Origin of the sequence: Cupriavidus sp. 30B13 (assembly GCF_049059565.2) — a bacterium.
GTDB lineage: Bacteria > Pseudomonadota > Gammaproteobacteria > Burkholderiales > Burkholderiaceae > Cupriavidus.
In genome coordinates this window covers 1,754,996-1,771,033 of the sequence record NZ_CP188224.1, presented here as the reverse complement: position 1 = coordinate 1,771,033, position 16,038 = coordinate 1,754,996, and the positions used below count along the sequence as shown (strand labels likewise).

The 16,038-nt window shown below is 73.3% G+C and carries 10 protein-coding genes; 8 read left to right on the top strand and 2 right to left on the bottom strand.

Going from position 1 to position 16,038, the window contains the following annotated elements; translation table 11 throughout:
• From glgX to ACKI2N_RS26925, 6 genes are all read left to right on the top strand, one after another.
• Complete coding sequence (glgX, locus tag ACKI2N_RS26950) at positions 1–2,130, top strand: glycogen debranching protein GlgX (protein WP_420992070.1); 2,130 nt, start codon at positions 1–3, stop codon at positions 2,128–2,130.
• 38 nt (positions 2,131–2,168) lie between these two features.
• The gene (locus tag ACKI2N_RS26945; protein ID WP_420991880.1) at positions 2,169–4,076 is read left to right on the top strand and encodes an alpha-amylase family glycosyl hydrolase; all 1,908 of its coding nucleotides are present in this window, start codon (positions 2,169–2,171) and stop codon (positions 4,074–4,076) included.
• Between the two features lie 19 nt (positions 4,077–4,095).
• Positions 4,096–6,387 carry a 4-alpha-glucanotransferase gene (gene malQ, locus ACKI2N_RS26940; protein ID WP_420991879.1) on the top strand — a complete coding sequence of 764 codons (2,292 nt, stop codon included), beginning with the start codon at positions 4,096–4,098 and terminating at the stop codon, positions 6,385–6,387.
• Positions 6,388–9,063, top strand: coding sequence for a malto-oligosyltrehalose synthase (gene treY, locus ACKI2N_RS26935; protein WP_426990852.1), 2,676 nt, complete (start codon positions 6,388–6,390; stop codon positions 9,061–9,063). It begins immediately after the preceding gene.
• A 127-nt stretch (positions 9,064–9,190) separates the two neighbouring features.
• Entirely contained in the window at positions 9,191–9,463 is a 273-nt protein-coding gene (locus tag ACKI2N_RS26930) for a hypothetical protein (RefSeq protein ID WP_420991877.1), read from the top strand.
• 225 nt (positions 9,464–9,688) lie between these two features.
• Entirely contained in the window at positions 9,689–10,159 is a 471-nt protein-coding gene (locus tag ACKI2N_RS26925; RefSeq protein ID WP_420991876.1) for an ion channel, read from the top strand.
• 23 nt (positions 10,160–10,182) lie between these two features.
• On the opposite strand, the gene cls is transcribed toward ACKI2N_RS26925, so the two are convergent.
• Positions 10,183–11,616, bottom strand: coding sequence for a cardiolipin synthase (cls, locus tag ACKI2N_RS26920; RefSeq protein WP_420991875.1), 1,434 nt, complete (start codon positions 11,614–11,616; stop codon positions 10,183–10,185).
• Between the two features lie 148 nt (positions 11,617–11,764).
• Here cls and ACKI2N_RS26915 point away from each other — a divergent pair, with 148 nt between their 5' ends.
• On the top strand, positions 11,765–12,790 hold the full coding sequence (locus ACKI2N_RS26915; RefSeq protein ID WP_420991874.1) for an aldo/keto reductase: 1,026 nt from the start codon (positions 11,765–11,767) through the stop codon (positions 12,788–12,790).
• Between the two features lie 522 nt (positions 12,791–13,312).
• Positions 13,313–14,038: a response regulator transcription factor gene (locus ACKI2N_RS26910; RefSeq protein WP_420991873.1), complete on the top strand. Its 726-nt coding sequence runs from the start codon at positions 13,313–13,315 to the stop codon at positions 14,036–14,038.
• A gap of 19 nt (positions 14,039–14,057) precedes the next feature.
• Here ACKI2N_RS26910 and ACKI2N_RS26905 read toward each other — a convergent pair whose 3' ends face one another.
• Positions 14,058–15,878: a phosphodiesterase gene (locus tag ACKI2N_RS26905; protein WP_420991872.1), complete on the bottom strand. Its 1,821-nt coding sequence runs from the start codon at positions 15,876–15,878 to the stop codon at positions 14,058–14,060.
• Positions 15,879–16,038: the final 160 nt, after the last annotated feature.

The window sequence follows — 16,038 nt, the reverse complement described above, 5'->3', positions numbered from 1 at the left end:
ATGCTGCCCGGCAAGCCCTACCCGCTGGGCGCGCACTGGGACGGACTCGGCATCAACTTCGCCGTGTTCTCCGCCAATGCCAGCCGCATCGACCTGTGCCTGTTCTCCGACAACGGCCGCAAGGAGCTGGCGCGCCTGACGCTGCCCGAATGCACCGACGAGATCTGGCACGGCTACCTGCCGCAGGCGGCGCTCGGCACGGTGTACGGCTACCGCGCCTTCGGCCCCTACGAGCCCGCCCACGGCCACCGCTTCAACCCGCACAAGCTGCTGCTCGATCCCTATGCGCGCCTGCTCAGCGGCCCGGTGCGCTGGTCCGACGCGCTGTTCGGCTACCGTCTGCAAAGCGCGCGCGCCGACCTCACGCCCGACCGCCGCGACAGCGCGCCCACCATGCCCAAGGGCGTGGTGGTCGACGCCAGCTTCCACTGGGGCGACGACCGCCCGCCGGCGGTGCCGTGGGAACAGACCGTGATCTACGAGGTGCATCCGCGCGGGCTGTCGATGCTGCGCCACGACCTGCTGCCGCACACGCGCGGCACCTTCGCCGCGCTGTGCGACCCGCGCTTCATCGACCACCTCAAGGCGCTGGGCGTGACCACCGTGGAGCTGCTGCCGGTGCATGCCTTCCTGCAGGACCGTTTCCTGCTGGAGCGCGGGCTGCGCAACTACTGGGGCTACAACACCATGTCGTACTTCGCGCCGGAGCCGGCCTACCTCGGCAACGGCCACCTGAGCGAATTCAAGGTGGCGGTGCGGCGCCTGCACGCGGCAGGCCTGGAGGTCATCCTCGACGTGGTCTACAACCACACCTGCGAAGGCAACGAGCTGGGACCCACCGTGTCGTGGCGCGGCCTGGACAACGCCAGCTACTACCGCCTCATGCCCGGCGACGAGCGCCACTACATCAACGACACCGGCTGCGGCAACACGCTCAACACCTCGCACCCGCGCGTGCTGCAGATGGTGATGGACTCGCTGCGCTACTGGGTGGAGTGCTTCCACGTGGACGGCTTCCGCTTCGACCTGGGCAGCACGCTGGGCCGCGAGGGCACCGGCTTCGACCCCGGCGCGGGCTTCTTCGACGCCATCCTGCAGGACCCGGTGCTGTCGCGCGTCAAGCTGATTTCCGAGCCGTGGGACCTGGGCCCGGGCGGCTACCAGGTCGGCAACCACCCGCCCGGTTTCGCCGAGTGGAACGACAAGTTCCGCGACACCGCGCGCCGCTTCTGGCGCGGCGACGCGGGCCAGCGCGGCGACCTCGCCGCGCGCCTGGCCGGCTCGGCCGACCTGTTCGACCGGCGCCACCGCAAGCCCTGGGCCTCGGTCAATTTCATCACCGCGCACGACGGCTTCACGCTGGCCGACCTGGTCAGCTACAGCGGCAAGCACAACGAGGCCAACGGCGAGGACAACCGCGACGGCACCGACGACAACGCCAGCGCCAACTGGAGCCCGGACGGCAGCGTCGAAGGCCCCACCGACGACCCCGCCATCCTGGAGACGCGCGGCCGCGTGGCGCGCGCGCTGATGGCCACGCTGCTGCTCTCGCACGGCACGCCGATGCTCACCGCCGGCGACGAATGGTGCCGCAGCCAGCACGGCAACAACAATGCCTATTGCCAGGACAGCGAGCTGTCCTGGCTCGACTGGGAACACGCCGACAGCGACGCCGGGCGCGCCATGACCGCGTTCGCCAGCCGCCTGCTGGCGCTGCGCCGGCGCCTGCACGCGTTTGCCCAGACCCGCTTCGCGCACGGCCGGCACGAAGTCGAGCCGGGCCTGCCCGACATCGCCTGGTTCGACACCGGCGGCGAGCCGCTCACGCCCGAGCAGTGGTCCAGCGGCGAGGCCCGCACGCTGGCGCTGCAGCGCGCGGCCGCCGCGCCGGGCGGCCACGCCCAGGTCACCCTGCTGTTGCTCAACGCCGGCGCAGAGGACGCCGATTTCAGCATGCCGCAGCCGCGCCAGGACTGGCGCGTGCTGCTCGACAGCAGCCGGCCCGGCGCCCCGGAAGAACCCGCCGGCACGCCCACGGTGCGCGTGCCGGCCCACTCGGTGGTGCTGCTGCTGGCGGCGCGCCCGGACGCGGGCGGCCCGGCACACGCACCGGACCCGCAATGGCGCTAGCCACCCAAGCCGCAACGGCCACCGAAGGAGGCCGCATCATGAACGCCTTGCCATCTCAGTCGACATCACCGCCGGTGCCGTCGTTCGGGCCTTGCCGGCTCGACGACGGGCGCACGCGCTTCCGCCTGTGGGCGCCCGGCGCCGCCGCCGCCGGCCAGGCCATCCGCCTGGAAATCGCCGGCATGGGCCCGGTGCCGATGTGCCCGCCCAAGGACGATCCCGGGCCGGGCGAAGGCTGGCTGGAAGCCGTCGTGCCCTGCTGCCCCGGCGCGCGCTACTGGTTCCGCCTCGACGACGGCACCATCGTGCCCGACCCCGCCGCGCGCGCGCAGGCCGCCGACGTGGACGGCGCCAGCCTGCTGTGCGACCCGGCCGCCTACGCCTGGTGCCACCCGTTCTGGCTCGGCCGGCCCTGGCCGGAAGCGGTGATCTACGAAATGCACGTGGGCCTGTGCGGCGGCTATGCCGGCGCGGCGCGCCAGTTGCCGCGCCTGGCCGCGCTCGGCTTCACGGCGGTCGAGCTGATGCCGCTGGCGGAGTTTCCCGGCGGGCGCAACTGGGGCTACGACGGCGTGCTGCCGTTCGCGCCGGAATCCAGCTACGGCACCCCGGACGAACTGCGCGCGCTGGTGGACTGCGCCCACGGCCTGGGCATGATGGTGCTGCTCGACGTGGTCTACAACCATTTCGGGCCGGAAGGCAATTTCCTGCCCCAGTACGCCGGCGCCTTCTTCCGCGACGACGTGCGCACGCCGTGGGGCCCGGCCATCGATTTCCGCCGGCCCGAGGTGCGCCGCTTCTTCACCGAGAACGCGCTGTACTGGCTGGACGATTTCCGTTTCGACGGCCTGCGCCTGGACGCCGTGCACGCCATCGCCGACGAAGGCTGGCTGCCCGAGCTGGCCGGCGAGATCCGCGCGCGCCATCCGGCGCGCCACATCCACCTGGTGCTGGAAAACGACGACAACGATGCCGGCCTGCTCGCCGCCGGCTACGACGCGCAGTGGAACGACGACGGCCACCATGCGCTGCACGTGCTGCTGACCGGCGAGCAGGACGGCTACTACGGCGACTACGGCGACTACGCCGCGCCCGCCGGCGGCGCGCGGTGGCCTGGCGCCGACACCCCGCACGCCGCCGCGCTGGACCACCTGGCGCGCGTGCTGGCCGAAGGCTTCGCCTACCAGGGCGAGACCTCGCCCACGCGCAGCCGCCCCGGCCGGCCGGGGCGCCGCGGCCAGCCCAGCGCCGCGCTGCCGCCGACCGCCTTCGTGCTGTTCCTGCAGAACCACGACCAGACCGGCAACCGCGCGCTGGGCGAGCGCCTGGCCAGCCTGGCCGGCGAGGACGCGCTGCGCGCGGCGGTGCTGCTGCAGCTGCTGTGCCCGCAGGTGCCGCTGGTCTTCATGGGCGAGGAATACGGCGCCGCCACGCCCTTCCTGTATTTCACCAGCCACCCGCCGGCGCTGGCCGAGGCGGTGCGCGAAGGCCGCCGGCGCGAGTTCGGCGCGGTGGCGGCATTTGCCGACCCCGCGCGCGCGGCACTGATCCCGGACCCCAACGACCCCGCCACCTTCGAGGCTTCGCGCCCGCCGCTCGAAGGCGACAACGCCTGGAGCCAGTACTACCGCGCGCTGCTGGCCGCGCGCCGGCGCGAACTGGCGCCGCGGCTGGCCGGCAGCGCCAGCGCGGGCGTGCGCATCCTCGGCGAGCGCGCGCTGGCCGCCAGCTGGCGCCTCGGCGACGGCGCGCTGCTGACGATCTGGATCAACTTCGGCGACGCGCCGGCGCCGTCCGTGCTGCCGGGCCTGCCCGCCGCGATCCCCGAGCGGCTGCTGGCGCAGAGCCGGGAAGGCGCCATGCAGGCGCTGGCCGGCGGCACCTTGCTGCCGGCCAGCGCCATCGCCTGCCTCGACGGCGCCGCGCCGGGCGCCGCGCAACCCTAGCCACCTCAGCGAAACCCGCATGGACTCCGATCCCCACCCAAGGCAAGTTCCCGCCGGCCCGGCCAACCCCGCCGCCCGCGCCGCCCGCCCGGCCGACGCCGCCGTGCAGGCGCTGCACACCCTGGCCGACCGCGCCGGACTGATGGTGCACTGGGAAGACGCGCAGGGCCGCGCGCGCGAAGTCGAACCCGACGTGCTGCGCGCCATCCTCGCCACCTTCGGCCTGGAGGGCGCCACCGTCGGCCAGTGCGAAGCCTCGCGCGCGCAGCTGGCGGCCGAAGACGCCGCGCTGGCGCTGCCGCCGCTGCTGACGGTGGACCGGGGCCGGCCCGTCATCGTGCCGCTCGTGCACACGCTCACCCAGCAGGCCTACCGGCTCGAACTCGAGGACGGCAGCGTGGTCACCGGCACCGCGCGGCGCCATGCCGGCGGCGGCATGCGCCTGCCGGCGGTGGATGCCATCGGCTATCACCGGCTGCTGCTCGGCGACGCCGAGGTGACGCTGGCGGTGGCGCCGGCACGCTGCTTCGGCGTGGCCGACGCGCTGCGCGCGCGCGCCGCCGCCGGCGGCCAGCGGCCGTGGGGCCTGTCGGCGCAGTTGTATTCGCTGCGGCGCGGCGCGGCCACCGGCCTGGGCGACCTGACCACGCTGGCCGAATGCTGCGAGGCCGCCGCCGGCGCCGGCGCCGACGCGGTCGCCATCAACCCGCTGCATGCCGGCTTTGGCGCGCTGCCGGAACGCTACAGCCCATACTCGCCGTCCAGCCGCCTGTTCCTCAACCCGCTCTATGCCGACCCCGCCGCGGCCTTCGGCCAGGAGGCGGTGAACCAGGCCATCGCCGCGCTCGGCCTGGGCAACACCATGCAGGCGCTGGAAGCGCGCACGGAAATCGACTGGCCCGCGCTGGCCGCGGCGCGCAATGCCATCCTGCAATGGCTGTGGCAGCAGCGCGCCCGGCTGCTGCCGGCGCGCGCGGCCGAGGCATGCCGCGCGTTCCGCCAGCAGGGCGGCGCGGCGCTGGAGGCGCACGCGCGCTTCGAGGCGCTGCAGGCCCACCACCTGGCGGCCGCCGGCAGCCCCGCGGAGGCCGCCGCCGCGGCCGACTGGCGCCAGTGGCCGGTCACCCGGCACACGCCCGATGCGGCCGCGGTGGAAGCCTTCGCCGGCAGCCACGCCGACGCGGTGAGCTACCACGCCTTCCTGCAATGGCTGGCCGCCGACGGGCTGGCCGGCGCGCAGCGCCGCGCGCGCGCGGCCGGCATGGCGATCGGCGTGGTGGCGGACCTGGCGGTCGGCACCGACGGCGGCGGCAGCCATGCCTGGGCGCGCCAGGCCGAGATGCTGGCGGGCGTGAGCGCGGGCGCGCCGCCCGACCTGTACAACCCGCTCGGCCAGGGCTGGGGCGTCTCGGTGTTCTCGCCGCGCGCGCTGCGCCGGCACGGCTTCGGCGCCTTCATCGAGATGCTGCGCGCCAACCTGGGCGCGGTGGGCGGCCTGCGCATCGACCACGCGCTGGGGCTGGCGCGCATGTGGCTGGTGCCCGACGGCGCGCCGCCCACGGCCGGCGCCTACCTGCGCTTTCCGCTGCAGGACCTGCTGCGGCTGATCGCGCTGGAATCGTGGCGCCACCGCGCCATCATCATCGGCGAGAACCTCGGCACGGTGCCGGCCAGCTTCAACGACAGCCTCGCCGCGCGCGGCATGCTGGGCATCGACGTGCTGTGGTTCGAGCGCGCGGCCGCGCCGCCTGCCGTTCCCCCTTCCCTCCCGCCGGCCCGGCGCGGCGCGGCGCCGGCCGTGGCGGACTTCCTGCCGCCCGAGCGCTGGCCCGCCGAGGCGGTGGCCACCACCACCACCCACGACCTGCCCACCGTGGCGGGCTGGTGGGCCGGGCGCGACATCGCCTGGCGCGCGCGGCTGGGCCAGCTCGGCGCGGGCGAGACCGAAACCGGCGCGCTGGTGGCGCGCGCGCGCGAGCGCACCGCGCTGTGGCAGGCGCTGGCCGCCGCGGGGCTGGCCGGCGGGCCCGAGCCGGCGCCCGACGACGCCCCGCTCGACGCCGTGCTGGCGTGGCTCGGCCGCGCCGCCACGCCGTTGCGGCTGGTGCCGGTGGAGGACCTGCTGGGCGCGCGCGAGCAGCCCAACCTGCCCGGCACCGTGAGCGGCCATCCCAACTGGCAGCGGCGGCTCGACGCCGACGTGCGCACGCTGCCCGAGCTCGCCCCGGTACGCCGGCGCATCGCCGCGTTACGCGGCGACGCGCGCCACCCCGCCGCGCCCGCGCGGCCACCGCTCCCGGAGAAACACTGAATGTCCCAGCCTTGCCTGCCGCCGCGCGCCACGGCGCGACTGCAACTGCATGCCGGCTTCACCTTCGCGCACGCGGCGGAGCAGGCCGGCTACTACGCCGCGCTCGGCGTCAGCCATCTCTACCTGTCGCCGGTGTTCGCCGCGCGCCCGGGCTCCACGCACGGTTACGACGTGACCGACTACCGCGCGATCAATCCCGAGCTGGGCGGCGAAGAGGGCTTCTACCACCTGGCCGGGCGCGCGCGCGAGCACGGCCTGGGGCTGGTGCTCGACATCGTGCCCAACCACATGGCCGCCAGCGCCGAGCACAACCCGTGGTGGCGCGACGTGCTGGCGCGCGGCGCGGAAAGCGCCTACGCCCATCATTTCGACATCGACTGGCACTCGCCCGACCCCGACCTGCACGGCCGCGTGCTGCTGCCGGTGCTGGACAAGCCGTACTGGGACACCTTGTGCGCCGGCGAGCTGACGGTGCGCTTCAACGCGGCCGCCGGCCAGCCGGTGCTGTGCCACAGCGGCCAGACGCTGCCGCTGGCCGAGGACACCGTCGACGGCGCCGCCTGCGGCCTGCCCGCGCTGTTCGACGCGCGCGAGCCGGCCGGCCGCGCGCGCCTGCACGAACTGCTGGAGCAGCAGCACTACCGCCTGGCGTGGTGGCCCGCCGCGGCCGACGAGCTGAACTGGCGGCGCTTCTTCGAGGTCAGCGACCTGGTCGGCATGCGGGTGGAGCAGCCGCCGGTGTTCGACGCGGTGCATGCGCTGGTCTTCCGCCTGTTCCGCGAGGGCTGGATCGACGGCGTGCGGGTTGACCACGTGGACGGCCTGGCCGACCCGGCCGCGTACTGCCAGCGCCTGCGCGCGCAGCTCACCGCGCTCGCGCCCGAGCGGCCCGCGGGGCGCGCGCTGCAATGCCCGTGGCTGGTGGTCGAAAAGATCCTGGCGCCCGGCGAAGCCGTGCACGCCGACTGGCTGGTGGACGGCACCACCGGCTATGACTTCATGGATGCGGTATCCGCCGTGCTCCATGACGGCGACGGCACCGCCGCGCTGGACGCGCTGTGGCGGCGCACCACCGGCCAGGCGCAGGGCTTTCGCGAGCAGGTGCTGGCCGCGCGCGCCGATATGCTGTCCCATCACCTGGTGACCGAGTACGAAGGCGCGAGCCGCCGCCTGCACGCCTGCGCGCGCGCCGAGCCCGCCACCCGCGACTTCACGCTGGCCAGCCTGCGCCGCGCGCTGGCCGCGCTGCTGGTGCCGCTGCCGGTCTACCGCACCTACTTCAGCGAGCGCGCGCGCGCGCCGGAGGACCCGGCCGTGCTGGCGCGGGCCGCCGCCGCCGCGCGCGCCACGCTGGCCGCCACCGACCGGCCCGCGCTGGAGCAGCTGCTGTCGTGGCTGGCCGACCCGGCCGGCGACAGCACGGTGCTGCGCGAGGCCCGCACGCGCGTGCAGCAACTGATGCCGCCGCTGGCCGCCAAGGCCGCCGAGGACACGGTGTTCTACCGCTACGGCCGCCTGCTGTCGCGCAACGAGGTGGGCAGCGACCCGTCCGTGCTGGCCCTCTCGCCGGACGAATTCCACGCCGGCCTGGCCGGGCGCGCGCAAGCGTGGCCGCGCGCCATGCTGGCCACCGCCACCCACGACCACAAGCGCGGAGAGGACGCGCGCATGCGCCTGGCCGTGCTGAGCGAGCTGCCCGGCGAATGGACGCGGGCGGTGGACGAATGGGAACGCGCGTGCGAACCGCTGCTGGCGGGCCTGCCGCGCGCGCCGGACGGCGCCGACCGCCTGATGCTTTACCAGACCCTCGTCGGCGCGTGGCCCGCGGCGCTCGATCCCGCCGATCCCGCCGATCCCGCCGATCCCGCCAACCCCGCCGATCCCGCCGATCCCGCCGATCCCGGCGGCGTGGCCGCCGTGCTGGAGCGCGTGCAGGCATGGCAGCGCAAGTCGATCCGCGAAGCCAAGCGGCACGGCAGCTGGACCAGCCCCGACGCGCCCTACGAGCAGGGCTGCGCGGACTTCCTGGCGGCGCTGGGCCGCGGCGGCGGCGCCAGCGTGCTGGCCGGCATCGCCGCCTTCGCGCGCCGCATCGCCGTGCCGGGCGCGCTCAACAGCCTGACGCAGGTGCTGCTCCAGCTCACCGCGCCCGGAGTGCCGGACCGCTACCAGGGCACCGAGGACTGGGACCTGAGCCTGGTGGACCCGGACAACCGCCGCCCGGTGGCGTTCGGCAAGCTGCGCGCCGCGCTGGCCGACACGGCCGGCTGGCCCGCGTGGCTGGCCGGCTGGCAGGACGGCCGCCTCAAGCTGCAGCTGATCCGCGCGGTGCTGGCCGCGCGCCGCGCGCATGCCGCGCTGTTCGCCGAGGGCGGCTACCGCCCCGCCACCGTGGCCGGCCCGCTGGCGGCGCATGCCATCGCGGGCGCGCGCAGCCACGGTCAAGTGCGGGCGCTGGCGGTCGGCACGCGCCTGGCGGCCCGCCTGTGCCATGCCGATGTGCCGCATGTGCCGCCCGCGCAATGGCGCGGCACCGAGCTGCACACCGGGCTCGGCGAGGACAGCCGCTGGGTGGACGCGCTGACCGGCCGGCCGCTGCTGGCGCGCGCCGGACGGCTGCCGCTCGAAGAAGTGCTGGCCATGCTGCCGGTGGCGCTGTTGCTGCACACCGCATGAACGCGCCCGCTGCCGCGCCGGGGCCCGGCTTCCCCCTCTCAAGGGGGGAAGCCTTGAACCGCCGAACTGCGCAGACTGGGGATTCCATGTCATCGAGCCAATGCGCCCTGGCGCGCGGGACCCGGCAATGACCCGAAGACAACAAGACGTGTGTCCCCTGTGCGGCAACCCGGCCGAGGCGCGTCCCCGCCACGGCAGCTACGGGCAATGGGTGCTGTACGGCTGCAACAATCCGCAATGCGGCCCCAGCGAGATCAGCACCGGCGCGCGCCGCAACCTGCGCGAACCCGGCCGCCAGGCCGAGCTGCGCGCGCTGGCGCGCACCAGCCGCGAGCACGGCAAGGTGCCGCGCCTGGGCTACGACGGCCCGCGCGGCGAGATCTACGTCGAATTCGAATAGTCCCGCGGTCAGACCCGGCCGGCCCCCCGCCCTCCCTGGCCTTCCCACGGCCACGCCACCGTTTCGCCACTCCGCCGCGCCGCGCCATGCCGCGTACTGGCAATCCGCGTGATCCGCCGTTACATTCCAGGCAGTTTGTGACGGCACTGATACGCGCGCCGGCGGAACGCCCGGGCGCGCGCGGCGGTCACTATGCCTATTGCAGGGCAACATGAGGACAGACCGATGCAATTCAGCTCCCACGATCTTCTGGCGCTGCTCTGCGCCAGCGTGCTCACGGTGATAGTGGTCGTCATCCACTACGAAGCGCTGCGGCTCCTGTCGGCGATGAGCCCGCACCGCTGGTCCGGGCGCGTCAACGTGGGCGTGCTGATCGTGTGCATCATCGTGGCCCACTGCGTGGAAGCCATCGTGTTCGGCGGCGGCTACTGGGTGGCCGGCCACGTGCTCGGCCTCGGCGGCCTGGGCGGGCCCCAGCCGGTCCAGCCCATCACCTACATCTACTTCTCGCTGGAGACCTACACCACGCAGAGCCTGGGCGACATCTCGCCGGTGGGCGCGACGCGCCTGATCGCCAGCATCGAGCCGCTGGTGGGCCTGATCCTGATCGGCTGGTCGACGTCGTTCACCTACATCATCATGCGCCGCGACTGGCCCACCGCCGGGCCGCGGCAGGTGCCGCAGGGGGATATCTAGCGGCGCGGGCGGCTGCAGGACAGCTACAGGATCGGCGCGAACAGGGTCGCCACGTGCATCGCCACGCGGCGCAGGCGCGGGCCGCCCAGGTACTCGTCGCGGCCGATGCGGCGCGCCTGGGCGAAATCGTCTTCGAGCATGGCGGCCACGCCGGCGGCAAAGCCGCGGTCCGCGGTCATCACCATCAGCTCGAAGTTCAGGCGGAACGAGCGGTTGTCGAGGTTGGCGCTGCCCACCGCGGCGGCCTCGTCGTCGATCAGGATCACCTTCTGGTGCAGGAAGCCCGGCTGGTAGCGGTAGATCTTCACGCCCGCGCAGATGGCCTGGTAGGCGTACAGCGTGGAGGCCGCGAACACCACCAGGTGGTCCGGGCGCGCCGGCAGCAGGATGCGCACGTCCACGCCGCGCAGCACGGCCAGGCGCAGCACCGCGAACACGGCCTCGTCGGGCACGAAGTACGGGCTGGTGATCCACACCCGCCGGCGCGCCGCCTGGATCGCCTCGACGAAGAACAGCGAGCAGGTTTCCTGCGCGTCGGCCGGCCCCGACGGCACCACCTGGCAGGTCATGCCGCCGGCGGGCGCGGCCGGCGGCGGCAGCAGCATCGGCACCTCGCGCGCGGCCCAGTACCAGTCCTCGGCGAACACCATCTGCAGGTCCAGCACGGCGCTGCCGCGGATCTCGATATGGGTGTCGCGCCACGGCGCCAGCGGCGGCTTCAGGCCAAGGTATTCGTTGCCGACGTTGTGCCCGCCGGTAAACGCGCAGGCGCCGTCCACGATCACCAGCTTGCGGTGGTTGCGGAAATTGAGCTGGAAGCGGTTGACGAAGCCGCGCCGCGTGGCGAACGCGCGCGCCTCCACGCCGCCGGCGTGCAGCCGCTTCACGTAGTGCCCGGGCAGCGCGTGCGAGCCGATGCTGTCGTAGAGGAAATACACCTTCACGCCGGCGGCCGCGCGCTCGCACAGCAGGTCCTGCAGGCGCCGGCCGAGCTCGTCGTCGTGGACGATGAAGAACTGCACGATCACCACCTGCCGCGCGGCGGCGATGGCGGCGAAGATCGCCGCGAAGGTGTCCTCGCCGTTGACCAGCAGGCGCACCGCGTTGTTGGCCAGGCACGGCATGCCGGTCAGGCGCGGCAAGGCGCGCAGGCAGGCCTGCTCGGGCTCGTGCACCACGCAGGCGTCGCGCGCGGCGCGCTCGCCGGCGTCCATGTCGTGCGTGACCTCGCGCAGGCGGTCGTTGTTGAAGCGGCGCGCGTTGACGTAGCCGGCGAAGTTGCTGCTGCCCAGGATCAGGTAGGGCACCAGCGTGAAGTACGGCATCATCACCAGCGAGCCCGCCCACGCGATGGCGCCCGGCGCCGTGCGCACCGTCATCACCGCATGCAGGGCCGCGAGGATGCCGAGCAGGTGGAAGGCCAGCACGATCACGGCAATCAGGGAGGGACTGGGCATGACCGTTGGGGACCTCGCGGGTGTCGCCTGCCGGCGACGGATCACAATGCCCGCCATTCTGGCATAGGCGCGGCAGGATTTCGCGGCAAGCGTTAAGCTGTAGCGTTTTTCGTTCCGCCGCAGCCCCGCATCGTCAAGGAAGACCGCAATGTCAGAGTTCAAGATGGAATACCGGCGCCTGGGCGCCAGCAACCTGAAGGTATCGGCCCTGTGCCTCGGCACCATGATGTTCGCCGACCAGACCGACGAGGCCGAAGCCGGCCGCATCGTCGACAGCGCCCGCGCGCATGGCGTCAACTTCATCGACACCGCCGACGTCTACAGCAAGGGCGGCTCCGAGCGCATGGTGGGCAGGCTGCTGGCCGCCGACCGGCACGACTGGATCCTCGCCAGCAAGCTCGGCAACCCGATGCACGCCGCGCCCAACCGCTCGCACTACTCGCGCACCTGGATCCTGCGCGAGGTGGAAGACAGCCTGGCCCGCCTGGCCACCGACTACCTCGACATCCTCTACCTGCACCGCGACTTCCCCGGCGAGAACCTGGAAGAGCCGGTGCGCGCGATGGGCGACCTGGTGCGCGCGGGCAAGATCCGCTACTGGGCCGTGTCCAACTTCCGCGGCTGGCGCATCGCCGAGATCGCGCGCCTGTGCGACCAGCTCGGCGTGCCGCGCCCGGTGGCCTGCCAGCCCTACTACAACCTGCTCAACCGCATGCCCGAAGTGGAGATCCTGCCGGCCTGCCAGCATTTCGGCCTGGGCGTGGTGCCCTACAGCCCGATCGCGCGCGGCGTGCTGACCGGCAAGTACCTGCCCGGCCAGCAGCCGCCGCAGGATTCGCGCGCGGGGCGCGCCGACCGCCGCATGATGGAAACCGAGTTCCGCGAGGAATCGCTGGTCATCGCGCAGACGCTCAAGCAGCATGCCGACGGCCGCGGGCTGCAGCTCGGGCAGTTCGCCACGGCCTGGGTGCTGGCCAACCCCATCGTCAGCTCGGTGATCGCCGGGCCGCGCACGCTGGCGCAGTTCGAGGATTATTTCGGCGCCGTGGGCGTGACGCTGTCGGCCGCGGAAGAAGCGATGGTGGACGACCTGGTGCGCCCGGGACATGCCTCCACGCATGGCTACAACGATCCCAACTACCCGCTGACCGGACGGCCGATCTCGGCGTTCTGAGCCGCCCCGCCCCACCGTCCTCCTCCCGTCCCCCTCCCCTCGGTCCCTGCCGCGACCGCCGCCTGGCGGTTGCCGCCGGGCGTGCCTTCGCGCCGGCGCGGGAGGGGTGGCGAGGGGTCCCGCAGCGGCCTGCCTAAAATTTAATCAGACCGACGCAGGGCCGCCGCCATTGGCCGCGCGCCCGGCGCGGACACCTTTTATCCACATATCCTGTGGATAACACCGGGCGCCAACTTCGGACAAATCCTGTACCGGCGGCGCCGCAATCCCGGCCGCCGCCGGCCGGTCCGCATGCCGGCTCCCGGACCGTGCAAGATGAGTCGCCGGCCATTTTGGGAATGCTCTGCCTGAGCTTGCGGACTACTCCGAGCGATATCGCCGCCGCCGCGCACTATGCTGCCCGCATCGCCTTGCGGGACAGGCCCCCTCCAGCCCCTTCCTGCGCATGGCTGCCCGTCTGGCCGGGCGGCCGGTGCGCGCGCCGGCCCGCCATTTGCCCGAACGCCAGTTGGATATCTCCCCATGAAGATCGCACTGCTCGCGGACCGCTCGGTCCAGGCCGAGGCCCTTTCGGACTCCCTGGTCCGCGCCGGCCTGTACTGCCACACCTACCACGCCAGCCGGGATCTGTTCCAGCGCATCGACCGCTCGGGCTACGACGTGGTGCTGATCGACCATGAACTGGCCGACATGCCCGCGGTGCAGGCGGTGCGCGCGGTACGCGCGGCGTGGAGCGGCGAGCTGCCGGTGATGGTGCTGTCCGACCGGCGCGACGAGGACTCGGTCGTCAACACCCTGCAGGCCGGCGCCGACGACTACATGATCCGCCCGCTGCGCGCGCGCGAACTGGTGGCGCGGCTGCATGCGCTGCGCCGCCGCACCGGCGCCCGCGAGCCGGCCGCGGGCGCGGCCATCTCGCTGGGCCCCTATACGCTGGACTGCCTGTCGCACCGCGCCATCTTCCGCGGCCAGCGCGTGCCGCTCACGCCCAAGGAATTCGACCTCGCCGCGCTGCTGTTCTCGGGCGCCGGGCGCGTGATGCCACATGCGCAGATCGAGCAGGCGATCTGGGGCTATGCGCTGCCGCCGGGCTCGCGCGCGCTGGCGAACCTGGTCTCGCGCCTGCGCCGCACGCTGGCGCTGCATCCGGGCAACGGGGTGGTGCTGGCGGTGGTCTACGGGCAGGGGTACCGCCTGGAGGAAACGGCGGCCGCGATGGGCGCGCGCGCGCGGCGGCGCGGCCTCTGAGCCGGCCCGCGAGCGCGGCTCAGGGGCGCAGCCGCCCCTCGCGCGCGAGCTCGCGCAGGTCGATCACGACAAAGCCGCTGCTGGCCTTCTTGGCCTCGCGCTTGGCGGTGGCCGCGGCGGCGCCGATATGGCTGCTGTCCAGGCGCCGCGCGCCGGCCGTCCCGGCGGCGGGCCGCGCGCCCACCCGCACCGCGCCGGCGGCCATGCTCACGGTGGGGAAGAAGGTGCGCTGGCCGAGGCGGTCTTCGCCGTGGATGCCGCCGGCCGCGCGGTCGGCGCTGCTGTACAGCTCGCGCGCGGCCCGATTGAATTGCGCGATGGCGGTGCGCGTGCGGGTTTCCCAGTCGGGGCTCTGGTACAGCACCAGGAAATCGTCGCCGCCGACGTGGCCGAGGAAATCGCGGGCCGGATCGCAGGCCTGCGCCAGGAAGGCGGCCGCGCCCTTGAGCATTTCGTCGCCCTTCCAGTAGCCGTACTGGTCGTTGTAGGGCTTGAAGTGGTTCAGGTCGACATAGCAGGCGTGGAACTCGGCGCCGGCGTCGAGCAGGCGGTCGATATGGCGGTTCAGCGGCATGTTGCCGGGCAGGAAGGTCAGCGGGTTGGCATAGCGCGCCGCCTCCATGCGGATCTCGGTGACCGCGCGGATCAGGTCGGCGCCGGTGCCCAGGCCCGCGTAGCGCCCGTGGTCGGTGACGATGAAGCCGTCGGCCAGCGGGCGCTGGTCCTCGCCCGACAGCGCCTGCGCCATCTCGTCGATGCCGGCGCCCTTGTCGAAGCACAGCGGCGCGCGGCTGGCCATCGCCATGCAGTCCTTCTTGCCGTACAGCTCGCGGTGGAACGGCGCCGTGAAGCGGTCGAGGAAATAATGCCGGTTGACGATGGCCAGCGGCGTGCCGTCGTCGTTGACCACGGCCACCGCGTGCAGGCCGGGCCGCGCGTGGAACAGGTCCAGCAGCGCGTTGTTGGTGGTGCCGGCGCGCACCGCCGGCGCGGGCCGCATCAGCTTGCCGGCCGCGACGCCCGGGCGGGCCGAGCGCACCGTCTGCGGGAACACCGCGATCTGCTTGGAGACCAGCGCCTGCCGCGCCTGCGGCGCGACGGCGGTGACCGGCTGCGCCGCCGGCCGCCCCAGGTAATAGCCCTGCCCGAAGGGCACGCCGAGATCGCGCAGCACCGCCAGCTCGTCGGCGTCCTCGATGCCTTCGGCGATGACCGCGCCGCCCAGCGCCTTGGCCAGCGCCAGCATGGTCCGCACGATCTCCAGCCGCCGCGGGCTGGTGCCGATGCCGCGCACCAGCGACTTGTCCAGCTTGACGTAGTGCGGCGTCAGGTGGATCAGGCGGTCCAGGTTGGCGTGGCCGCTGCCGAAGTCGTCCAGCGCGTACTGCATGCCCAGCTCGTGGAGCACGCCCATGGCCTGCCCGAAGCGCTCGGCATGCTCGATCTGCGCCTGCTCGGTGACCTCGATCACCACGCGCGCGGGATCGATCTTGCCGGCCACCAGCGCTTCCAGCGCGCGCCCGCCGTCGGCCAGCAGGTAGCGCAGCGCCATGGTGCTGAAATTCAGGAACAGGCTGCCCGCCAGGCCGAGCGCGGCGCAGGCGGCCAGCGCCGTGCGCGCCGCCTCCAGCTCGATCTGCACGGTGTCGGCCTCGTTGCGGGCGAGGCGGAACAGCGCGTCGGGCATGGCCAGCGGCGTGTCGGACGGGCCCCGCACCAGCGCTTCGTAGCCGAGGATCTCGCCGGTGCCGAACGCCACGATGGGCTGGAACACAGCGTGCAGCGGCGGCAAGCGCAGCCGCGGCAGGGGTTCGCCCGCCAGGAAGGAAGCGTTGGACATGAACGGATTAACGGACGGACGTGACGAAACGTGAGCGGTGGCGGGATAAACGCGGCAGGTAGGCGGCGAATGAGCGGCGAATGAGCGGCGATGCGGGAGAAATATGGGGGGACCGGTGCGACGCACGCGTATTTCATGTCAGTCATGTGACAGGGCGATG